18 protein-coding genes and 1 tRNA gene are annotated in these 22,274 nt (G+C 64.5%); 3 read left to right on the forward strand and 16 right to left on the reverse strand.

The genetic code is table 11. The features are described from left to right. Positions 1 to 76 precede the first annotated feature (76 nt). From N0B28_RS03770 to N0B28_RS03780, 3 genes are all read right to left on the reverse strand, one after another. On the reverse strand, positions 77 to 1,033 hold the full coding sequence (locus N0B28_RS03770) for a FecR domain-containing protein (RefSeq protein ID WP_058540627.1): 957 nt from the start codon (positions 1,031 to 1,033) through the stop codon (positions 77 to 79). Then, a complete protein-coding gene (locus N0B28_RS03775) occupies positions 1,020 to 1,535 on the reverse strand; it encodes a sigma-70 family RNA polymerase sigma factor (protein WP_043864315.1) in 516 nt (171 codons plus the stop codon). Before N0B28_RS03775 ends, N0B28_RS03770 begins: the two co-directional genes overlap by 14 nt. 110 nt (positions 1,536 to 1,645) lie before the next feature. Then, positions 1,646 to 2,644 carry a LacI family DNA-binding transcriptional regulator gene (locus N0B28_RS03780; protein ID WP_229589130.1) on the reverse strand — a complete coding sequence of 333 codons (999 nt, stop codon included), beginning with the start codon at positions 2,642 to 2,644 and terminating at the stop codon, positions 1,646 to 1,648. Between the two features lie 247 nt (positions 2,645 to 2,891). Between N0B28_RS03780 and N0B28_RS03785 the strand changes: the two genes are divergently transcribed. Together N0B28_RS03785 and N0B28_RS03790 are read left to right on the forward strand one after the other, a co-directional pair. After that, a complete protein-coding gene (locus tag N0B28_RS03785; protein ID WP_043864317.1) occupies positions 2,892 to 4,223 on the forward strand; it encodes an MFS transporter in 1,332 nt (443 codons plus the stop codon). A gap of 13 nt (positions 4,224 to 4,236) precedes the next feature. Beyond that, positions 4,237 to 5,592 (forward strand): amidase, encoded by a 1,356-nt coding sequence (locus tag N0B28_RS03790; protein ID WP_054916250.1) that lies wholly within the window; start codon positions 4,237 to 4,239, stop codon positions 5,590 to 5,592. Between the two features lie 7 nt (positions 5,593 to 5,599). On the opposite strand, the gene N0B28_RS03795 is transcribed toward N0B28_RS03790, so the two are convergent. The 5 genes from N0B28_RS03795 to N0B28_RS03815 form a co-directional block, all read right to left on the reverse strand. Then, the gene (locus tag N0B28_RS03795) at positions 5,600 to 7,990 is read right to left on the reverse strand and encodes a TonB-dependent receptor (RefSeq protein ID WP_275730415.1); all 2,391 of its coding nucleotides are present in this window, start codon (positions 7,988 to 7,990) and stop codon (positions 5,600 to 5,602) included. A gap of 85 nt (positions 7,991 to 8,075) precedes the next feature. After that, a complete protein-coding gene (locus N0B28_RS03800; protein ID WP_238596461.1) occupies positions 8,076 to 9,044 on the reverse strand; it encodes a FecR domain-containing protein in 969 nt (322 codons plus the stop codon). Next, positions 9,041 to 9,571 (reverse strand): sigma-70 family RNA polymerase sigma factor, encoded by a 531-nt coding sequence (locus tag N0B28_RS03805; RefSeq protein ID WP_043864320.1) that lies wholly within the window; start codon positions 9,569 to 9,571, stop codon positions 9,041 to 9,043. The genes N0B28_RS03800 and N0B28_RS03805 overlap by 4 nt, the downstream gene beginning before the upstream one ends. A gap of 101 nt (positions 9,572 to 9,672) precedes the next feature. Next, entirely contained in the window at positions 9,673 to 10,839 is a 1,167-nt protein-coding gene (locus N0B28_RS03810; RefSeq protein ID WP_275730418.1) for a PLP-dependent aspartate aminotransferase family protein, read from the reverse strand. Then, complete coding sequence (locus tag N0B28_RS03815; protein ID WP_043864322.1) at positions 10,836 to 12,212, reverse strand: cystathionine beta-synthase; 1,377 nt, start codon at positions 12,210 to 12,212, stop codon at positions 10,836 to 10,838. The genes N0B28_RS03810 and N0B28_RS03815 overlap by 4 nt, the downstream gene beginning before the upstream one ends. A gap of 208 nt (positions 12,213 to 12,420) precedes the next feature. On the opposite strand from N0B28_RS03815, the gene metE reads away from it, so the two are divergent. Next, entirely contained in the window at positions 12,421 to 14,709 is a 2,289-nt protein-coding gene (gene metE / locus N0B28_RS03820; protein WP_275730424.1) for a 5-methyltetrahydropteroyltriglutamate--homocysteine S-methyltransferase, read from the forward strand. Positions 14,710 to 14,808: 99 nt separating this feature from the next. Here metE and N0B28_RS03825 read toward each other — a convergent pair whose 3' ends face one another. The 8 genes from N0B28_RS03825 to lolB form a co-directional block, all read right to left on the reverse strand. Next, positions 14,809 to 17,013 carry an OsmC domain/YcaO domain-containing protein gene (locus N0B28_RS03825; RefSeq protein WP_058540633.1) on the reverse strand — a complete coding sequence of 735 codons (2,205 nt, stop codon included), beginning with the start codon at positions 17,011 to 17,013 and terminating at the stop codon, positions 14,809 to 14,811. Positions 17,014 to 17,192: 179 nt separating this feature from the next. Beyond that, positions 17,193 to 18,293, reverse strand: coding sequence for a redox-regulated ATPase YchF (gene ychF, locus N0B28_RS03830; protein WP_054916246.1), 1,101 nt, complete (start codon positions 18,291 to 18,293; stop codon positions 17,193 to 17,195). 21 nt (positions 18,294 to 18,314) lie between these two features. Beyond that, complete coding sequence (gene pth / locus N0B28_RS03835; protein ID WP_043864326.1) at positions 18,315 to 18,899, reverse strand: aminoacyl-tRNA hydrolase; 585 nt, start codon at positions 18,897 to 18,899, stop codon at positions 18,315 to 18,317. Positions 18,900 to 18,974: 75 nt separating this feature from the next. Beyond that, positions 18,975 to 19,571: a 50S ribosomal protein L25/general stress protein Ctc gene (locus N0B28_RS03840; protein WP_043864327.1), complete on the reverse strand. Its 597-nt coding sequence runs from the start codon at positions 19,569 to 19,571 to the stop codon at positions 18,975 to 18,977. A 138-nt stretch (positions 19,572 to 19,709) separates the two neighbouring features. After that, positions 19,710 to 20,651, reverse strand: a complete 942-nt coding sequence (locus tag N0B28_RS03845; RefSeq protein ID WP_010225730.1) for a ribose-phosphate pyrophosphokinase — start codon at positions 20,649 to 20,651, stop codon at positions 19,710 to 19,712. Positions 20,652 to 20,698: 47 nt separating this feature from the next. Continuing rightward, positions 20,699 to 20,773 (reverse strand) — tRNA-Gln (locus N0B28_RS03850). 34 nt (positions 20,774 to 20,807) lie between these two features. Continuing rightward, the gene (gene ispE, locus N0B28_RS03855) at positions 20,808 to 21,656 is read right to left on the reverse strand and encodes a 4-(cytidine 5'-diphospho)-2-C-methyl-D-erythritol kinase (RefSeq protein WP_043864328.1); all 849 of its coding nucleotides are present in this window, start codon (positions 21,654 to 21,656) and stop codon (positions 20,808 to 20,810) included. Beyond that, on the reverse strand, positions 21,656 to 22,273 hold the full coding sequence (gene lolB, locus N0B28_RS03860; protein ID WP_043864329.1) for a lipoprotein insertase outer membrane protein LolB: 618 nt from the start codon (positions 22,271 to 22,273) through the stop codon (positions 21,656 to 21,658). Before lolB ends, ispE begins: the two co-directional genes overlap by 1 nt. Position 22,274: the final 1 nt, after the last annotated feature.

The following is a 22,274-nucleotide window of genomic DNA, read 5'->3' on the forward strand; positions in this document are numbered from 1 at the left end:
AGAGACAGACGTTTCGCCTTTATCCCTACAGGCCGAAGCTGAATGAGAAACCACCTCATTTATTTTTCAAACAGATTCAAGCCGGGCTGACACTGACCCAGTAGCGGGTGCGGTAGTCGATGCGAATCGGCAGTGCTTCGGCCACCAGCGCCAGGATCTGGTCGGTGTCGGCCAGCTGATAGGTGCCGAACACCTTCAACCCGGCCACCGCCTCGGCGCAGCGCAGCACGCCGGGGCGGTAGCGCGACAGCTCGGCGATGAACTCGCCCAGGGGCATCCGCTGCACGCTGAGCACGCCTTCGCGCCAGCCCCACGGGTCGGCGTGAGTCACGGCCGGGCCGACCTGGCCGTTGGCGCTGTACAGCAGTTGCTCGCCGGGGCGGGCGATGCGCGGCGCGGTGCCGTTGCCGGGGTACAGCGTCACACTGCCCTGGCGCACCGCCAGCAGGGTGCCGTCGGTACGTTCGCGTACCAGCAATTGCGAGCCTTGCGTTTGCAGTACACCGTCACGGGTGGTCACGCGCAGTGGGCGTGGGTCGTTGCCGGTATCGATGGACACCTCGCCCTGGATCAGGCTCAGCGCGCGCAGGTCGGCCGCGAAGCGCAGGTCGATGGCGCTGGCGGTGTTGAGCTGGATCACGCTGCCGTCGTTGTTGTGGAAGGTGCGCCGCTCACCGGTGGCGGTGTGTTTGTCGGCCAGCAGGGTGGGCAGCCCGAGCGGCTCGCGACCGACCCAGCCCAGGGTGCCGGCGGCGCCGAGCAGGCCCAGCAGTTTGAGGCTGTCGCGCCGGCTGATGCTGCGTCGCTGCGTGCCCTCCAGGGTGCGCCGACTGAGCTCGCGGGGCAGGCTGCTGAACTCCTCGCTCATGGCCTGGACCTGGGCCCAGGCCAGGGCGTTGTGCGGGTGCTGGTCGAGCCAGCGACCAAAGGCCTGTTCGGCCTGTACGGTGGGCGTGTTGTAGCGCAGTTGCACCAGCCATTCGATGGCCTGCTCGACGTGGGCCTGGCCCGGTGCTGGCTCAGCCCCGGGCATGGCGCAACCGATAGCAGACGCCCATGGCCTTGGCCAGGTCGCGCTCCACCGTGGCGCGGGACACACCCAGCTGTTCGGCGATTTTCGGGCAGCTCATGTCGTCCAGTTGCGCGTGCAGAAACACCTGGCGCACCCGTGGCTTGAGCTGCATCAGCAGGCGGTCGAGGCGTTGCAGGGTATCGAGGATCATCCAGCGCTGTTCTTCGCTGGGCGCGTGCGCGGCGGGCAGGTGGGCCAGGCTTTCGAGGTAGGCCTGTTCCAGCGCGCGGCGGCGGAACTGGTCGATCATCAGGCCGCGGGCGATGCTGCTCAGGTAGGCACGCGGCTGCTTGAGCGGGTGCGCGTGGCGAGCCTTGAGCAGGCGCACGAAGGTGTCCTGGGCCAGGTCGGCGGCGTGGGCGTGACAGCCAACGCGGCGCTGCAGCCAGGTGTTGAGCCAGGAGTGGTGGGTACGGTAGAGCAGGTCGACCTCGGACGGAGGGAGCGTGTCGCTGGTGGGCATCGTCGGTCGGGGCCTGCGCGCAAGAAGTGATTGTGAATCGTTCGCATTCTATGCGGGGAGCAGGGCGCGATGCAATTGGTGGGCGTGCGGGCCTCTTCGCCAGCCGTTCTTCAGCCAGCCACCCGCAATCCCGAGCTCGCCCGCACCTGCAACTGCGGCGCCAGAATGATCGACTCCACCGCTTCACCCTTGATGCGCTTGAGCAGCAACTCCACCGCATGCCGACCCATCTCGGCCAGCGGCAGGCGCACGCTGGTCAGCGGCACGATCAGTTCGTTGGCCAATGGTGTGTCGTTGAAACCCACCACGGCGATGTCCTTGCCCGGCTCCAGGCCCTTGTCCCGCGCGGCGCCCATCAGGCCGATGGCCAGAAAGTCGTTCACCGCGAAAAACGCCTGGGGGCGCGGGTTCAACCCCAGCAGGTACTCGCCCTGCTTGTGCCCGGTGAGGCTGTCGAACGGGCCATTGAGCGTCCATTCCGGGCGCAGGGTAATGCCCTGTTCGCGGTAGTACCGGGTAAAGCCGCGGGTGCGGTCGGCACCGGTGGAGGCGTGCCGCTCGCCCGCCAGGATCGCCACGTCGCGACAGCCCAGGCGGTACAGGTGCTCGGCCGCCAGCCAGCCGCCCAACTCGTCATCGCTGCCCGCCGTGAGGTGCCCGGCAATCTGCCGGCTGACCAGCACGTAGGGGATGTGCTTGCGCCCCAGCAGCTCCAGCAATGGCTGCTGCTCGCCCACATGCGAGTCGCCCACGATCAACCCCGCCACCGAGCGGCGCAGGGCATGCTCGGCCCGCGCCAGCTGGCGGGGTTGCTGATCGTCGGTATTGGACACGAAGGTCAGGTAGCCAGCCTGTTCGGCGGCGGCGTCGATGCTGTCGTAGATGGTCGCCATCACCAAGTCGGTAAGGCGCGGCATGAGCACGCAGATCTCCTGGCTTTTGCGCAACTTCAGGTTGGATGCCTGCGTGTTCGGCCGATAATCCAGCTCTTTCGCCAACGCGCGAATACGCGCCACCACCTCGGCCGATGCCGCGCGCTCGACCCCGGCAGGGTCGCCATTGAGCACCCGCGACACGGTGGAAACGTGCACCCCGAGGGCGGTTGCCATGGACTTCAAGGTGGCAGGGCGTGATGGAGTGGGCATGTTCGAGGGGCTTCCAACCGTGGCTGATTTCGGGGCGCGATTCTAACCCAATCGACGGCTTGTCTCGGCAAACAACCTTTACCCAAACGATTGACTAAATGTTTTTGTGTGAATACATTCGCTCAACCCAAACGTTTGGGCAACACAATAAAAATACGCCGGACGCGGCCGCATTTTTGACTTCTGCCATCACTTGAAGAGTCAGATCCCTATGAACAACCCACCCGTTCCGCGCTTTCGCTACCAGATTTTCTTCCTGATCATGCTGATGGCGCTGCTCAACTACATCGATCGTGGTGCCATTTCGTATGCCTCGGCCAGCATTCTCCCCGAGTACGGTTTCGACAAGGCCGACTGGGGCAACGTGCTGGGCTATTTCGGCTACGGCTACATCGTCGGTGCGTTGATCGGCGGCATCCTGGCCGACCGTTTCGGCGCCAAGCGCGTATGGCTGATCGCCGGCGGCACCTGGTCGATCTTCGAGATCGCCACTGCCTTTGCCGGCGACATGGGCCTGGCCTTCATGGGCGGTTCGGCCATGGCCGGCTTTGCCACCATCCGCGTGCTGTTCGGCTTTGCCGAAGGCCCGGCGTACTCGGTGATCAACAAGAGCGTGGCCAACTGGGCCACGCCCAAGGAACGCGGCTTCGTGGTCTCGGTGGGCCTGCTCAGCACACCGCTGGGCGCCTTGCTCACCGCCCCGGTGGCGGTCGGCCTGCAGACCCTGACCGGCGACTGGCGCAGCATGTTCGTGGTACTGGGCGTGGTCAGCCTGGCGCTGCTGATCTTCTTCATGACCCGCTTCACCAACACCCCGGATGAAAACCCGCGGGTGTCCGAGGCCGAGCGCGAGTTCCTGCGCCAGGAGCGCGCCGCTGCCGCCAACGCCAGCACCCCGACCACCAGCGTCGCGCCGATCTGGCACTTCTTCAAGAACAAGGACCTGCTGCTCAATGCGGTGGGCTACTTCTCGTTCGTGTACGTCACCTTCCTGCTGCTGACCTGGACCCCCAAGTACCTGCAGGACGAGTTCCACTACAACCTGTCGTCGCTGTGGTACATGGGCATGATCCCGTGGACCGGCGCCTGCTTCACCGTGCTGCTGGGCGGCAAGATCTCCGACCTGCTGCTGCGTCGCACCGGCAACCTGAAGGTGGCGCGCAGCTGGCTGGCCGCAACCTGCCTGCTGCTGACCACGCTGTGTTTCATGCTGGTGTCGCAGGCCCAGACCGTATGGGGCGTGATCGCCCTGATGACCCTGGCCAACGCCCTCAACGCGCTGCCCAACTCGGTCTACTGGGCCGTGGTGATCGACACCGCGCCATCCAACCGCGTCGGTGCCTACAGCGGCATGACCCACTTCATCGCCAACACCGCCTCGTTCATCGCGCCGATGCTCACCGGCTACCTGACCGTGCGCTATGGCTACTCGTCGATGTTCGTGGCCGCCGCCGTGGCCACGGCCCTGGGCATGAGCGCGATGCTGATGGTGCGCCCCGGCAGCCGGCAGGTTGTCCCTTCCCCTACACCTGCAACGGTTTGATGGAGTTGCCTGTATGAACCTGGCCAAGCCAACCCACACTGGATACTTTTTTGGCCTGTCGGTCGGCGACCTGGCGCGGCGCCTGCGCGCCGGCAGCCTGACGAGTGTCGAGCTGACCCAGGCCGCGCTCGACAGCATCGAGCGCCTGAACCCGGCACTGAATGCCTTTGTCGCCGTGGATGCCGAGGTGTCGCTGGCGCAGGCGCGCAAGGCCGACGAACTGTTTGCCCAGGGCCTGGACCTGGGCCCGCTGCACGGCATACCGGTAGCGATCAAAGACAACATCGACACCTTCGACCACGTGACCACCTATGGTTCGGCGCACTTCGAAGGCTTTCGCCCCACGCAGGACGCCCTGTGCGTGCAGCGCCTGCGCGAGGGCGGCGCGGTAATCGTGGGCAAGACCCTGACCCACGAGTTTGCCTATGGCCCCACCGGCGACCGCTCGCTGCAGGGCGCGGCGCGCAACCCGTGGGATGCGCGCTGCATCACCGGCGGTTCGAGCGCCGGCAGTGCAGCGGCGGTGGCCAGCGGCATGGTGCCGCTGGCGCTGGGTACCGACACCGGCGGCTCGATCCGCATTCCGGCGGCGTTGTGCGGCGCGGTCGGCTTCAAGCCGTCGTTCGCTGCCGTGCCGCTGGACGGGGTGTTCCCGCTGTCGTCGAGCCTCGACCACGTGGGCCCGATTGCCAACCATGTGGACGATGCCCGGGTAGTGTTCGAAGTGATCGCCGCGCGTACCTGCGCGCCGGCCACGCTGCGTCGCCCGCTGCGTGTAGGCTGGATCGAGCCGGGCACTTTCGGGCCATTGGACGCCGACGTTCAGGGGCAGGTGTACCAGGCTGCGCAGCAGCTGTTTGGCGATGCACTGGAGCAGACCGGCGAGCTGGAGCCGTTGGTGGCGCAGCTCAAGGACACCTTGCTCACCCTGCAGCGCGCCGAGGCCTACGACGTGCATGCCGAGCGCATGCAGACGGCGCCGCAGCTGTTCGAGCAGGAGGTGCGCGAACGCCTTGAGCTGTCACGCGAGGTCAGGGGCTGGCAGTACATTCGCGCCCAGGCCGGCCAGGCTCGGCTCAAGGCGGCGATGGCGCGGCTGTTCGAGCGTTATGACTTCCTGGTCTCGGCCAGCGTGCCGATCACCGCGACGCCGGTGGATGCACGCGAGGTACAGGTGGGTGAGCAACGTATCGACGTGCGTGCTGCAGTGCTCAGTTACACCAGTGCCTGGAACCTCACCGGCCTGCCGGCCATCAGCCTGCCGGCAGGGCAGGTGCGGGGCATGCCGGTGGGGCTGCAGGTGATCGGTGCGGCGGGTGCCGACGATCAGCTGCTGCAGTTGCTGGCGCAGCGCTACGTTCGCACTTGATGCAGCCTCAGAACGTCCACTTGGCATTCACCATGGCATTGCGCGGTTCGCCGTAGGAGCCTGAGTTGAAGGTGCCCAGGCCGTCGTAGTAATGGGTGTCGAACAGGTTGTTGAGGTTCAGGCCGACCGTGAGGTGTTCATCCACCGCATAGTTGGCCAGCAACCCGACCCCCCCGTAGTCACCCTGGTGTGCCTTGGTGCCGTAGGTGCCGTTGACCGCGTAGATGTCGCTCTGCCAGACCAGGTTGCCGCCCACGGTCAGGCGGTTCAGCTGCCCCGGCAGGCGGTAGGTGGTGCCGAGCTTGAACAGGTTCATCGGCTGGTTGGTTTCGACCCGATTGCCGTCCTTGTCGTGGGATTCACGGTAGGTATAGCCGCCGATGATGTTCCAGCCCGGCAGCACTTCGCCGGACACTTCGGTTTCGATGCCGCGCGTGGTGGTACCGGCAATGGCCCGGTAGATTTCGCGCCCTTGGGGCGACTCGCCAACGTACTGCGGGGTGTTCTTCTGCTGCACTTCGAACAGCGCCAGGCTCGCATTCAGCGCACCGTCGTAGAACTCGCCCTTGATGCCCAGTTCGTAGTTGTCGCCTTGCAGCGGCTCCAGCGAGGTGTTGCTGGCAGTCTTGTAGTAGGTCTGCGGCTGGAAGATGTTGGTGTAGCTGGCGTACACCGAGAAGGTGTCGTTCAGGTCCAGCACCACACCGGCATACGGGGTGACCACGCCGGATTTTCTGGTACGGTCGCGGCTGGTGCTGGCGCCGGTCAGTTCGTCGCTGCTGTCGTCTTTCTGATCCCACCAACTGACCCGGGTGCCGAGGATGATCGACAGCGGGTCATAGGGTTTGAGGCGCAGGGCCGTGTAGGTGCCCGACTGGCTCAGGCGGGTCAGGCTTTCTTCGGTCTTGGACAGGTGCGGCTTGCCGCCCGGGTTGCCATCCCACTGGTTGATATCGTCGACCGCCGGGTTGGCACGTTGATAGGTCGGGTAGTTGAGGTGGGTGTAGGCGATGTTGGCACCCACCACCAGTTCATGCTCGCGCCCACCCAGCTCGAACGGGCCGCTGGCGTACAGGTCGGCGTTGTCCTGGGTCTGGTAGCTGTCCAGGCGGTTGATGTACATCGACACGCCGGCGCCGGTCTGCGGGTCGGGCGCCCCGGCACTGGCCGAACCGGTCACGCCGCGGCGGTAGGCGTACTGGTGGCTGTAGGACGCCTTGAGGCTCCAGTCGTTGGCGAGTTTCTGCTCCAGCACGCTGGTGAAGTTGTACTGGGTGTTGTCCAGGTAGCTCCAGCGGGCTCCGGGGTTGAACGAGCGGGAAAAGTTCGTCGCGCTGCCATTGTTGTTGAACAGCGGAATGTGCCCGAAGCTGACCCCGTCGGAGTTGTTGTTCTGGTAGTCCAGGCTCACGCGCAGCAGGGTGCTTTCGCTCAGGTCGAAATCCAGTGCGCCGTAGATCACGCGCTTGTCGGTCTTGTACCAGTCGACGAACGAGTTGGCGGTTTCATAGGCGCTGACCAGGCGGCCGCGCACCGTACCCGAGTCGGTCAGCGGGCCGGCGACGTCGAATTCGCCCCGGTAGCGGTCCCAGGCCCCGGCTTCTCCCGAGACGTAGCCCTGGAAGTCGGCCGTGGGCCGCTTGCGCACCAGGTTCAGGGTGGCCGAGGGCGAGCCCGCACCGCTGAGCAGGCCGGTGGCACCGCGCACCACTTCGACACGGTCGTAGATCGCCATGTCCGACAGGGTGCTGGTGAATTGCTGCGACTCGTTGGCCACCTGGGTCGGGATGCCGTCGTACTGTATGTTCTGGATCTGGAAACCGCGCGAGTAGAAGGTATAGCGGTCGCTGTCGCGGTGGTTGCTCGACAGGCCGGGGGTGAACTTGACCACATCGTCGAGCGAGGCAAGCTTGTGGTCGTCCAGTACCTGGCGCGGGATCACGGTGACCGACTGCGGGGTTTGGCGCAATGACAGGCCGAGCTTGGTGGCGGTGCGGGTCTGGCCGGTGGTGTAGGCGCCGGTGTTCTCGGTGGTCTCGCCCAGGCCTGCGCCGTTGATGCTGGTGGCGCCCAGTTCCACGGCGTTGCCGGTGGGGGCGGTGATCAGCTGGTAGCGGTTTTCGCCAGTGCGCACCACGCTCAGGCCCGTGCCGGCAAGCATGCCGTGCAGGGCCTGCTCAGGGGTACTTGCACCGGTCACGGGCCGGCTCTGTTTGCCGGCGGTCAGGGCGGCGTCGCTGGCCAGGTAGATACCGGCCTGGCTTGCCAGCTGGTTCAACTGGCTGGCCAGGGGGCCGGCGGGGATGTCCAGTGGCGCGGCGGTGGCGGCGCCGCTGGCGAGTGCAATGAGCAGGGCCAGGGGGCGTTTCAACAGGGCAGGGGCAGAGGCGAGTGGCATGCAGAATCCTTCGGGCGCGCAGGGGTGAAAGGGTGTTCTCCTCTAATTCGAATGAGCCGCAAAAACCGGAAGCACCTGACGCTTTTTATTTTTCGGCAGGCTCCAGGGTCACCCACCAGTCGAAGCGTCGCGACACTCGCACCGGCAAGGCGCTTTCGAGCATGGCAAGCACCTGGTCGGTATCGTTGAGCGGGTAGGTGCCCATGACCCTTAACGATGCGATCAGCGGGTTCACCGCCAGGTGCCCGCGTCGATGGTCGGCCAGCTCTGCAATGAAATCCCCCAGTGGCATGTCCTGCGCCACCAGCAGGCCTTGGCTCCAGGCCTGGCGTTGGGCGCAGGCCGGCGTGGTGGCGGCCATGGTGCTGGCATCGAAGCCCAGGCCCTGGCCCGCATTGGCCACCCGCTGAATTGCGCTGGCGGCACAGGTGGCGCGTACCGCGCCGTCGTACACGTTGAGCAGGGTGCGGGCGCCCTGCTGGCGCACACTGAAGCGCGTACCCAGGGGCACCAGGCTGCCGGCCCGGGTCTGCACCTGGAAGGGCCGCGCCTCAGCGGCGGTCTCGATCAGCACTTCACCGCTGTACAGGGTCAGCAGCCGGCGCTGCCCGTCCAGTTGTACATCCAGGGCGGTGGCGCTGTTGAGCCACAGGAGGGTGCCGTCGGCCAGCACCTGGCGACGTACCTCGCCCACTGCGGTGGTGGTGCCGGCAGTGAGCGCTTGCAGGTCGTCCACCCAGTGGCGTTGCCAGCCCAGCCAGCCCAGCGTTGCCCCACCGCTGAGCACGCACAGGCTGCTTAGCACCTGGCGGCGGGAGCGTTGCGTACGCCGCAGGCTGGCGAGCGTCTGATGCGCCGCCCCGGCTTGCGGTTGCAGGCTGTCGAAGCGCTGGCTGATGCGCTCCACGTAGGTCCAGGCGATACGATGCTGTTCCTGTTGTTCCAGCCACTGTTGCCACTGGCCCCGCAAGGCCGCATCGGCTGGCGCGGCGCGCAGGCGTGCGAACCAGTCGGCGGCCTGCTCCAGGGTGGCAGAGTCCAGGGCCGCGCTCACAGCAAGGCCCCGTCCAGCTCCACTTCCAGCAGCAGGCACTGGAGCATGGCCTGGGCCATGTACTTGGTGACCGTGCGTTCGCTTACACCCAGCTGCGTGGCGATCTGGCGATAGTTCAGGCCCTGCAGTTGCGCCAGGCAAAAGGCTTCGGCCACAGGTGCCGGCAAGCGTTCGAGCATGGCCTGCAATTGGCCCAGGGTCTCCAGGATCAACGCCTGGTGCTCTTCGGAGGGGGCGATGCGTTGCGGCTGGTTGGCCAGCGTCTGCTGCCACGCACGCTCGACCTGCTTGCGGCGCTGGAAATCCACATACAGGTGTTTGGACACCGTACTCAGGTAGGCCCGCGCATGCCCGTCGCTACTGAACTCGCGCGGTTGCGCGAGCAGGCGCAGGAATACGTCGTGGGCCAGCTCTGCGGCATCGTGCACGTTGCCCAGACGCCGCGCCAGCCACTGCTGGATCCAGCCGTGATTGTCGCTGTAGAGGCTGGCCACGTTGGTACGGTAGCCGCAAGGAGGGGAGGTCATCGTGTGGCGCCCGTACCGAATGAGAATAGTTATCAAGTATATTCAGCCGGCGGGCATTGAGCAATCAGCGCAAGCAAGGGGCTGGCTTGCGCTGATGGGGGTCAGATACGTGCGAGTGCCTGGGCCAGGTCTGCGCGCAGGTCATCGAGGTCTTCCACGCCTACCGACAGGCGCACCAGAGCGTCGCCAATGCCCAGTTGCGCGCGCGTCTGCTCGGGGATGGTGGCATGGGTCATGATCGCCGGGTGCTCGATCAGGCTTTCCACACCGCCCAGGCTTTCGGCCAAGGCAAAGATCTGTACCTGCTCCAGGAAGCGTCGGGCACCGGCCAGGTCGGTAGCCAGGTCGAGCGAGATCATCCCGCCAAAACCGTGCATCTGCTGGCGCGCCAGGGCGTGCTGCGGGTGCGAGGGCAAGCCGGGGTAGTACACACGCGCCACCTGCGGTTGCTGTTCGAGCCACTGCGCCAGTGCCAGGGCATTGCTGCAGTGGCGCTCCATGCGCAGGGCCAGGGTCTTGACCCCGCGCAAGGTGAGGAAGGCATCGAACGGGCCGGCGATGGCGCCCACCGCGTTCTGTATGAAGCCCAGGCGCTCGGCCAGCTCGGCGTTGTCACCCACCACGGCAATGCCGCCGATCACGTCCGAATGCCCGTTGAGGTACTTGGTGCTCGAGTGCACCACGATGTCGAAACCCAGTTCCAGCGGGCGCTGGATCCATGGGCTGGCAAAGGTGTTGTCGGCCACGCAGAGGATGCCGCGTGCGCGGCAGAGGCGTGCGATGGCCGCCAGGTCGCTCAGGCGCAGCAGCGGGTTGCTCGGGGTTTCGATGCACACCATGCGCGTGTCGTCCTGCAACGCTGCCTCGAACGCGGCAAGGTCGGACAGGTCGACGAAGCTGAAGCGGTGCCCGGCGCTGCGCCGACGCACCCGTTCGAACAGGCGGAAGGTGCCGCCGTACAGGTCATTGCCCGAAACGATGTGGGAGCCGGCATCCAGCAGTTCGAGCACCGCCGAGATCGCCGCCAGCCCGGAGGCGAAGGCGAACGCCTGGGGGCCGCCCTCCAGATCGGCCACGCAGCGTTCCAGTGCCCAGCGCGTGGGGTTGTGCGAGCGCCCGTAGTCCAGGCCCTTGTGCACGCCGGGGCTCTGCTGGATGTAGGTGGAGTTGGCATAGATCGGCGGCATCAGCGCGCCGGTGGACGGGTCGGGCGATTGCCCTGCATGGATCACGCGGGTGGCGAAGGCGGTCTTGTCGTGCTGGGTCATGGGAGTGCTCTGCGCAAGTGGTTAAGCATATCGACACGGGTGATCAGGCCGTGAAAGCCCGAGGCGTCGGCAATGATCGCCACCAGGCCACGGTCCAGTTCGGCCTGCAGCGCCGCCAGGCTGGCAGACGGCGGCAGGGTTTCCAGCTGGTCGGTCATGGCGCTGGCCACGCTCAGGGAGAAGTGCGACGGGTCTTCATGCATGCCCAGCAGGATGTCGGATTCATCGATCACGCCCACCAGGCGCTGGCCGTCGACCAGCACCGGCAATTGCGACACGTCGGCCAGGCGCATGCGCTGGAAGGCAGTGAGCAGGGTGTCGTCGGGGCGCACGCTGATCACCCGGCCATCCTCGAAGCGCCGCGCGATGAGGTCGCGCAGGTCGCCGTATCGGGTGCGCTGCAGCAGGCCCTGGTCGGTCATCCACTGGTCGTTGTAGACCTTGGACAGGTAGCGCGTGCCGGTGTCGCACACAAAGCTGACCACGCGCTTGGGTTCGGTCTGCTCGCGGCAGTAGCGCAGCGCGGCGGCCAGCAGGGTGCCGGTGGAGGAGCCGCCCGGAATGCCTTCGGCGCGCAGCAGCTGACGCGCATGCTCGAAGCTTTCTTCGTCGCTGATCGAGTAGGCCTGGCGCACGCTGGAGAGGTCGGCGATCGAGGGCACGAAGTCCTCGCCGATGCCTTCCACTGCCCACGCCCCAGGCGTGATCAGGGTGCCGCTGCGGCTGTACTCGGCCATCACCGAGCCCACCGGGTCGGCCAGCACCATGGCCAGGCCCGGCTGCACGCGCTTGAAGAAACGGGTCAGCCCGGTAAGGGTGCCGGCCGAGCCCACGCCGACCACGATGGCGTCCACATCGTGCTGGGTCTGCGCCCAGATTTCCGGGGCGGTGCTGGTCTCGTGGGCCAGCGGGTTGGCGGGGTTGTTGAACTGGTCGGCGAAGAACGCATCGGGGATGTCCGCCGCCAGCCGTGCGGCCACGTCCTGGTAATAGTCGGGGTGGCCCTTGCCGACGTCGGAGCGGGTGATGTGCACCTCGGCGCCCATGGCCTTGAGGTGCAGCACCTTCTCGGTGGACATCTTGTCGGGCACCACCAGCACCACTCGGTAGCCCTTGGCCCGCCCGACCAGCGCCAGGCCCAGGCCGGTGTTGCCGGCGGTGGCCTCGACGATGGTGCCGCCGGGGCGCAGGCGCCCGTCGCGCTCGGCGGCATCGATCATGGCCAGGCCGATGCGGTCCTTGATCGAGCCGCCGGGGTTCTGTGATTCGAGTTTGAGAAACAGTGTGCAGGGGCCGGTATCGAAGCGGCTCACCTGCACCATCGGGGTGTTGCCGATCAGGGCAAGTACGGCGGGGTTCGAGGCGTTGGGCATGACGTCATCTCGCTTCGGGGTCGTTTGACCTTAGGCGCAGATCAGGGGCCTCGCAACCCTGTCCAGCCAGCCGGTTGCGCCTCCAGGCGCAGCGCTGTCGATGTCTTTACATGAGCAGAACTTGATTTGATGTGAAATTAAATGAGTTTGTCTCATTCTGCGGCCCTGCCGACAATGGCTGCCATCACCCCCTAAGGAGAGCATTGTCATGGCATTGGCCCACTCACTCGGATTCCCCCGTATCGGTCGCGACCGCGAACTGAAAAAGGCGCAGGAAGCGTTCTGGAAAGGCGAGCTGGACGAGGCGGGCCTGCGTGCTGTGGGCAGCGAACTGCGCAAGGCCCACTGGGCCCTGCAGCGCCAGGCCGGCATCCAGTTGCTGCCGGTGGGCGATTTTGCCTGGTACGACCAGGTACTGACCCATTCGCTGATGTTCGGCGTGGTGCCCGAGCGCTTTCGCCCGCAGCACGGCAAGGCCACCCTGCAGACCCTGTTCGGCATGGCGCGTGGCGTCAGCGACAGCTGTTGTGGCGGTGCGCATGCCCAGGAGATGACCAAGTGGTTCGACACCAACTACCACTACCTGGTGCCTGAATTCAGCGCCGACCAGCAGTTCAGCCTGGGCTGGGAACAACTGTTCGAGGAAGTGGCCGAGGCCAGGGCCCTGGGCCACGACGTCAAGCCGGTGGTGATCGGCCCGCTGACCTACCTGTGGCTGGGCAAGACCAAGGGCGGCGACTTCGACAAGCTCGAGCTGCTCGAGCGCCTGCTGCCGCTGTACGGCGAGATTTTCCAGCGCCTGGCGGCACAGGGTGTGGAGTGGGTGCAGATCGACGAGCCGATCCTGGCGCTGGACCTGCCGCAGGCGTGGAAGAACGCCTTCGAGCGTGCCTACAACCTGATCCAGCGCGACCCGCTGAAAAAGCTGGTTGCCACCTACTTCGGTGGCCTGGAGGAGAACCTGGGGCTGGCGGCCAACCTGCCGGTCGACGGATTGCACATCGACCTGGTGCGCGCCCCCGAGCAGTACCCGACCATTCTCGACCGCCTGCCGGCCTACAAGGTGCTGTCGCTGGGTGTGGTCAACGGCCGCAACGTGTGGCGCTGCGACCTGGACAAGGCCCTGGCCGTGCTGCAGCACGCCCATGAACGCCTGGGCGAGCGCCTGTGGGTGGCGCCGTCGTGCTCGCTGCTGCACAGCCCGGTAGACCTGGGCCGTGAAGACACCCTCGATGCCGAGCTCAAGAGCTGGCTGGCCTTTGCCGTGCAGAAGTGCGAGGAAGTCGCGATCCTGGCCCATGCCCTCGACCAGCCCGAGGCGGCCCTGGTGGTGCAGGCCCTGGCCCGCAGCCGTGCAGTGCAGGCCAGCCGCGCTGCCTCCACGCGCATCCACAAGCCGGCGGTGCAGGCCCGTGTGGCAGCCATCAGCGAGAAGGACAGCCAGCGCCACTCGCCCTTTGCCACGCGAATTGCCCGCCAGCGTGCCCGCCTGAACCTGCCGCTGTTGCCGACCACCACTATCGGTTCGTTCCCGCAGACCGGTTCCATTCGCCTGGCACGCCAGTCGTTCAGGCAGGGCAAGCTGAGCGAGGGCCAATACGTGGAGGCGATGCACAGCGAGATTCGCCACGCCGTGCAGGTGCAGGAGCGCCTGGGCCTGGACGTGCTGGTGCACGGTGAAGCCGAGCGCAACGACATGGTCGAGTACTTTGCCGAGCAGCTCGATGGGTACGTGTTCACCCGCTTCGGCTGGGTGCAGAGCTACGGTTCGCGCTGTGTGAAACCGGCGGTGATCTTCGGCGACCTGAGTCGACCGCATGCCATGACGGTGGAGTGGATCCGCTACGCACAGGGCCTGACCGACAAGGTGATGAAGGGCATGCTGACAGGGCCGGTGACCCTGCTGATGTGGTCGTTCCCGCGTGAAGATGTGTCGCGCGAGGTGCAGGCGCGGCAACTGGCGCTGGCCATCCGCGATGAAGTGGTGGACCTGGAGGCGGCCGGCATCAAGATCGTGCAGATCGACGAGGCGGCGTTTCGCGAGGGCCTGCCGCTGCGCCGGGCGCAGTGGCAGCAGTACCTTGACTGGGCTACCGAAGTGTTTCGCCTGTGCGCCTCGGGCGTGCGTGACGAAACCCAGATCCACACCCACATGTGCTACAGCGAGTTCAACGATGTGATCGAATCGATTGCCGCCATGGATGCCGACGTGATCACCCTCGAAACCTCGCGTTCGGACATGGAACTGCTGGGGGCATTCGAAGCCTTCCACTACCCGAACGAGATCGGCCCGGGGGTTTACGACATTCACTCGCCCCGGGTGCCGGAGGCTTCGGAAATGGCCGAGCTGCTGCGCAAGGCTGCCCGGCGCATTCCGGTCGAGCGCCTGTGGGTCAACCCGGACTGCGGCCTGAAGACCCGCGGCTGGCCGGAAACCGAGGCGGCGCTGGCGAACATGGTGAGTGCTGCCCGCTTGTTGCGCAACGAGCTGGGGTGATCGTTCGAGGCTTGTTGGCCGCCACCACGACCTGTTGGTGAACGAACAAGCCTGGCAACGCCGATCCTGCAGGCCATGGCCTGCAGGATCGGCGTTGTATCAGCGTGTGCCCGCTACCGCACGGGCACGTGCCGCGTGCAGCTTCTTGTAGCTGTCGATCAGGCGCAGGTGACGGTCCAGACCTTCGAGCTTCATGCTGGTGGGGGTCAGGCCGTAGAAACGCACGCTGCCATCCACCGAGCCCAGCACGGCATCCATGCGCTCGTCCCCGAACATGCGCCGGAAGTTGACGGCGTAGTCTTCAAGCGCCATCTCGTCGTCCAGCACCACCTCCAGCACCACGTTCAACGCCTGGTAGAACAACCCGCGCTCGACGGTGTTGTCGTTGTACTGCAGGAAGGTCTCCACCAGCTCCTTGGCCTCCTCGAAACGCTCCAGCGCCAGGTGAATCAGCAGCTTGAGCTCCAGGATGGTCAACTGACCCCACACCGTGTTGTCGTCGAACTCGATGCCGATCAGCGTGGTGATGTCGGTGTAGTCGTCCAGTTCGCTGTCTTCGAGGCGCTCGACCAGCGCTTGCAGGGCGTCATCGTCCAGGCGGTGCAGGTTGAGGATGTCGGCACGGAACAGCAGCGCCTTGTTGGTGTTGTCCCACACCAGGTCGTCGACCGGGTAGATCTCCGAGTAGCCCGGTACCAGGATGCGGCAGGCGGTGGCACCCAGGTGCTCGTACACCGCCATGTACACTTCCTTGTCCATGCCTTCGAGGATGCCGAACAGGGTGGCAGCTTCTTCGGCGTTGGAGTTTTCACCCTGGCCGGAGAAGTCCCACTCGACGAACTCGAAGTCGGCCCTGGCACTGAAGAAGCGCCACGACACCACGCCGCTGGAGTCGATGAAGTGCTCGACGAAGTTGTTCGGCTCGGTCACCGCCTGGCTTTCGAAGGTCGGCTGCGGCAGGTCATTCAGACCCTCGAAGCTGCGCCCTTGCAGCAGCTCGGTGAGGCTGCGTTCCAGCGCCACTTCAAGGCTTGGGTGCGCGCCGAACGAGGCGAACACGCCGCCGGTGCGCGGGTTCATCAGGGTCACGCACATCACCGGGAATTCACCGCCCAGCGACGCATCCTTGACCAGCACCGGGAAGCCCTGGGCCTCCAGGCCCTGGATGCCGGCGAGGATGCCGGGGTACTTGGCGATGACGTCCTGCGGCACGTCGGGCAGGGCCAGCTCGCCTTCGAGGATCTCGCGCTTGACCGCGCGCTCGAAGATCTCCGACAGGCATTGCACCTGCGCCTCGGCCAGCGTGTTGCCGGCGCTCATGCCGTTGCTCAGGTACAGGTTTTCGATCAGGTTGGACGGGAAGTACACCACCTCGCCATCGGACTGGCGCACGAAGGGCAGGGCGCAGATGCCACGCTCGGTGTTACCCGAGTTGGTGTCGTACAGGTGCGACCCACGCAGTTCGCCGTCGGGGTTGTAGATGTCGCGGCAGTGGGCGTCGAGGATCTCGGCCGGCAGCGCGTCCTTGCGGCCCGGCTTGAACCAGCGCTCGTCGGGGTAGTGCACGAAGTCGGCGTTGGCGATGTCTTCGCCCCAGAACTGGTCGTTGTAGAAGAAGTTGCAGTTCAGGCGTTCGATGAACTCGCCCAGTGCCGAGGCCAGTGCGCCTTCCTTGGTTGCGCCCTTGCCGTTGGTGAAGCACATGGGCGAATGCGCATCGCGGATGTGCAGCGACCAGACGTTGGGCACGATGTTGCGCCACGAGGCGATCTCGATCTTCATCCCCAGCCTGGCGAGGATGCCCGACATGTTGGCGATGGTCTGTTCCAGCGGCAGGTCCTTGCCGGCGATCACGGTGCGCGTCTGCGCCTGGGCGTCCAGCATCAGCAGGGCCTGGGCGTCGGCATCGAGGTTGTCGACTTCCTCGATCACGAACTCGGGACCGGTCTGCACCACCTTCTTCACGGTGCAGCGGTCGATGGAACGCAGGATGCCCTGGCGGTCCTTGGCCGAGATGTCGGCCGGCAGCTCGACCTGGATCTTGAAGATCTGGTTGTAGCGGTTTTCCGGGTCGACGATGTTGTTCTGCGACAGGCGAATGTTGTCGGTGGGGATGTTGCGCGTTTCGCAGTACAGCTTGACGAAGTAGGCCGCGCACAGGGCCGAGGAGGCCAGGAAATAGTCGAACGGGCCGGGTGCCGAACCATCGCCCTTGTAGCGGATGGGTTGGTCGGCCACCACCGTGAAGTCATCGAACTTGGCTTCAAGTCGAAGGTTGTCGAGAAAATTGACCTTGATTTCCATGCGGGAATACCGTGCTGAAAGTGCGAAACGAATTGGCCGCCATTATCCGGCTTTTTGCCCGGAAGTCTTGGCATGTCACCCGAAGGCGTGACCGACACCGGTAAAAACAAAACCCCCTGAGGCGTAAACGCTCAAGGGGTTTGGTGTGCGTCGGGCGTCGTGGCGACCCGGCTCGGGGCTTAGACGTTGAAGCGGAAGTGCATCACGTCGCCATCCTTGACGATGTAGTCCTTGCCTTCCAGACGCCATTTGCCGGCTTCCTTCGCGCCGCTTTCACCGTTGTACTGGATGAAGTCGTCGTAGGCGACCACTTCGGCACGGATGAAGCCCTTTTCGAAGTCGGTGTGGATCACGCCGGCCGCCTGAGGCGCGGTGGCGCCCACGCGAACGGTCCAGGCCCGCACTTCCTGCACGCCGGCCGTGAAGTAGGTCTGCAGGTTGAGCAGCGAGTAACCGGCACGGATCACGCGGTTCAGGCCTGGCTCTTCGAGGCCCAGGGCTTCGAGGAACATGTCCTTCTCTTCACCGTCTTCCAGCTCGGCGATCTCGGCTTCGATCTTGTTGCAGACCGGTACCACGATCGCGCCTTCTTCCTCGGCAATGGCCTTGACCACGTCCAGGTGCGGGTTGTCTTCGAAGCCGTCTTCGGCAACGTTGGCGATGTACATCACCGGCTTGCTGGTCAGCAGGTGGAAACCGCGTACCAGTGCCTTCTCGTCGTCGGCCATGGTCTTCATCAGGCTGCGCGCCGGCTTGCCTTCAGTGAAGTGCGCAATCAACTTCTCGAGGATGGCCTTTTGTGCCAGGGCATCCTTGTCGCCGCCCTTGGCGTTGCGCGCGACCTTCTGCAGTTGCTTCTCGCAGCTGTCCAGGTCGGCGAAGATCAGTTCCAGGTCGATGATCTCGATGTCGCGCTTGGGGTCGACGCTGTTGGAGACGTGAATCACGTTCTCGTCTTCGAAGCAGCGGACCACGTGGGCGATGGCATCGGTTTCACGGATGTTGGCCAGGAACTTGTTGCCCAGGCCTTCACCCTTGGACGCACCTGCCACCAGGCCGGCGATGTCGACGAACTCCATGGTGGTCGGCAGCACGCGGTTGGGCTTGACGATCGCAGCCAGGGCATCCAGACGTGGGTCGGGCATCGGCACGATGCCGCTGTTCGGCTCGATGGTGCAGAAGGGGAAGTTTTCTGCCGCGATGCCGGATTTGGTCAAGGCGTTGAACAGGGTGGACTTGCCGACGTTGGGCAGGCCGACGATGCCGCAATTGAAACCCATGGTGAATCCCTCTTCGTGGAGTCAGGCCTTTTGGCTGTGCAGCTCTCTCATCGCACGCGTCCAATCGCCGGCGAGGATGTCCGGCAGCACGCCGAGGGCAAAATCGATACTGGCATCGAGTTTTTCCTGCTCGGCGCGGGGCGCCTTGCCAAGGACAAAACCGGACACCTTGGTGCTGTCACCCGGGTGGCCGATGCCAAGCCGCAGACGGTGAAAGTCTTTGTTGTTGCCCAGCTGCGCGATGATGTCGCGCAGGCCGTTGTGCCCGCCATGGCCGCCGCCTTTCTTGAGCTTGGCGACGCCGGGGGGCAGGTCGAGTTCGTCGTGGGCCACCAGGATGGCATCTGGCGGGATGCGGAAGAAGTTCGCCAGTGCAGCAACGGCCTGGCCGCTACGGTTCATGTAGGTGGTGGGGATCAGCAGACGAACGTCCTGGCCCTGATGGCTGAATTTAGCCGTCAGGCCGAAATACTTGCGGTCAGCGGTCAGGTTGACGCGCTGGGCGCTGGCAATGCGTTCCACGAAAAGAGCCCCTGCGTTATGCCGGGTCTGTTCGTATTCGGGGCCGGGGTTTCCCAGGCCGACGATCAGTTGGATGGCGGTCACGTCAGGGGCTCTTCCTTGGAGTTGTGGGTTGCAGCGCGGGGCTGCAACCCGGTCAACGCCGGCGTGTCGAGTGGATTACTCGGCAGCGCCTTCTGCTTCAGGCGCAACACGCGGAGCGTGAACGTTTGCAACAGCCTTGTCATCACCGTGGGCCAGAGCGACGAACTCTACGCCTTTCGGAGCTTTGAGGTCCGACAGGTGGATGATGGTGCCGATTTCGGCCTTGGCCAGGTCGACTTCGATGAACTCAGGCAGGTCTTTGGCTTCGCAGGAAACTTCGATCTCCGAAACTACGTGGGAGATTTCGCCGCCTTTCTTGACCGGTGCTTCTTCGTTGACGAAGTGCACAGGAACGATAGCGGTCAGTTTCTGGCCAGCAACAACGCGCACGAAGTCGGCGTGCATGATGAACTGCTTGGCTGGGTGACGCTGCAGGGCCTTGACGATGACGTTCTGCTTGGTGCCGTCAACGTTCAGTTCGATCACGTGGCTGAAGGCAGCTTCGTTTTCGAACAGCTTGGCGATTTCCTTGGCCACGATGGTCAGGGATTGCGCTTCTTTGTCACCACCGTAGACAACGGCAGGGATTTGGGCGGCGAGACGACGCAGGCGGCGGCTCGCACCTTTCCCCAGGTCGGTACGCGCTTGGGCGTTCAGAGTGAAATCAGTCATGTTGTTTCTCCAAAATAGCCAGACCCCGGCGGCGTTTGCGACCAGCGCCAAACCGGGGAGGGCAAAAAAGCCCCGCCCCAACAACCAGTGCTGGGGCGGGGCGCTTTACGTCAACGTGATCTCGCGAGGGCCAGGCCCTCAGCGGAACATCGCGCTGATCGATTCTTCGTTGCTGATGCGGCGAACCGCTTCGGCCACGACCGGTGCGATATCCAGTTGACGGATACGGTCACAGGCTTGTGCTGCAGCGGACAGCGGGATGGTGTTGGTCACCACCAGTGCGTCCAGCACGGAGTTTTCGATATTCTCGATCGCGCGACCCGACAGGACAGGGTGCGTGCAGTAGGCGTAAACCTTTGCCGCGCCGTGTTCTTTCAGGGCCTTGGCCGCGTGGCACAGGGTGCCGGCGGTGTCGACCATGTCGTCGACGAGAATACACGTACGTCCTTCGACGTCGCCGATGATGTGCATCACTTCGGAGTGATTGGCCTTCTCGCGGCGTTTGTCGATGATACCCAGATCGACGCCCAGGGACTTGGCAACAGCACGTGCACGCACGACGCCGCCGATGTCCGGGGACACGATCATGAGGTTCTCGAAACGCTGGTCTTCGATGTCATCCACCAGAACGGGGGAGCCGTAGATGTTATCTACCGGAATATCGAAGAAACCCTGGATCTGGTCAGCGTGCAGGTCGACGGTGAGAACACGGTCGATCCCGACGACGGTGAGCATGTCGGCAACCACTTTGGCGCTGATAGCTACACGCGCCGAACGCGGACGGCGATCCTGGCGGGCATATCCGAAGTAAGGAATCACGGCAGTGATTCGAGACGCTGAGGAGCGGCGGAAGGCATCGGCCATCACTACCAGTTCCATCAGGTTATCGTTGGTTGGCGCGCAAGTCGGCTGAATAATGAAAACGTCTTTACCACGAACATTTTCATTGATCTCAGTGCTGATTTCGCCGTCGGAGAACTTACCGACAGAGACGTCACCGAGAGGGATATGCAGCTGACGTACGACACGCCGAGCCAGATCGGGGTTAGCGTTCCCCGTAAAGACCATCATCTTGGACACGCGCAGTACCTGAAGGCTGAGGGTATACCTGGATGAGTATAGGAAAATGGCAGGGGCGGCTGGATTCGAACCAACGCATGGCAGGATCAAAACCTGCTGCCTTACCGCTTGGCGACGCCCCTGTATCTGTTGCTGCGAGTACCTGATACTCGATTCCTAGAGCAGACCTTGCAGCGTGCGATGCAACATTGAGATGTTGCTTCCTTTAGCCACAAACCCTGTTTGGGTCTCTGTAAGAAGGGCCAAAACTTTATCAGCTTCAGCTTTGCTTGGGAAGGCCCCAAACACACAACTTCCAGTTCCGGTTAGCCTAGCATCCGTGAATTTACCTAGTAAATTCAGTGAGTTACGTACTTCCGGGTAACTCTGCTCTACTACCGGTTGGCAGTCATTACGACTGTTTCCCTTGGGAACGGGGCGCATCTTAATGGGCGGTGAATTACGTGTCAACAACGGATGCGAAAAAATTTCTGCTGTACTTACAAATACTTGCGGTACCAGCACGACGTACCAGGGTTCCTCGGGGTCGACGGGGGTGAGCTTCTCGCCCACGCCTTCGGCAAACGCCGCGTGCCCGCGCACGAAAACCGGCACGTCGGCGCCCAGTGTCAGGCCCAGCTCGGCCAGCTGGTCTTCGCTGCAGCCAAGCTGCCACAGGTGGTTGAGACCGAGCAGGGTGGTGGCGGCATCCGAACTGCCACCGCCGATGCCGCCGCCCATGGGCAGTACCTTCTTCAGGTAGATGTCCACGCCCAGGGGGCAGCCGGTCAGTTGCTGCAGCTTGCGCGCCGCGCGCACGATCAGGTTGCTCTCGTGGGGCACATCCTTGAGGTCGCTGTGCAGGATGACCTGGCCGTCGTCGCGCAGGTCGAAACTCAGTTCGTCGGCATGGTCCAGAAACTGGAACAGCGTCTGCAGCTCGTGGTAGCCGTCGTCGCGGCGGCCGAGAATGTGCAGCATCAGGTTGAGCTTGGCCGGGGCCGGCAGGGTCAATCGGCTCATCATCAATGCCCCAGCTGGCGCGGTTGCCATTCCTTGACCACCACGGTCACGTCGAGGTCCTGGCCGTGCAGCTTGAGGCGCTCGGGCAGCCAGTAGCCGTTCTGTTCGGTGTAGCTCAGGTACTCGACGCTCCAGCCGTCCTGCTTGAGGCTGGCCAGGCGGCTGTCGCCGTCCAGGGTCAGCTGGCTCTTGCTGTCGGGGGCGGGCAGGCCGCGTACCCACCACACCAGGTGCGATACCGGCAGTTCCCAGCCCAGTTGCTCGGCCAGCAGGCTTTCCGGGCTTTGTGCCTCGAAACGGCCCTGGTTGGCCACTTCCAGCACCACCTGGCCCGGACGGCCGGTAAGCCGTGCGGCGCCGCGACCCAGCGGGCCGGACAGGCGAATGTCGTAGTAGTCCTGGCGTTGCAGCCAGAAGAGGGTGCCACTGCCGGAGTCTTTCGGTGCGCGGATGCCCACCTTGCCGTTGATCTGCCAGCCGTCGAGGGTGCTCAACTGCTGTTTGTGTTCACGCCACAGTTGCGCGTTGCCCTGGCCCTGCACGGCCTCGCGGGAGCCGAAGCTGGAGCAGCCGGCAAGCACGGCGATCAGGCTGAAGGTGATGAAATGGCGCAGTAACATA

The organism is Pseudomonas sp. SD17-1 (assembly GCF_029201585.1).
Lineage (GTDB): Bacteria > Pseudomonadota > Gammaproteobacteria > Pseudomonadales > Pseudomonadaceae > Aquipseudomonas > Aquipseudomonas palmensis.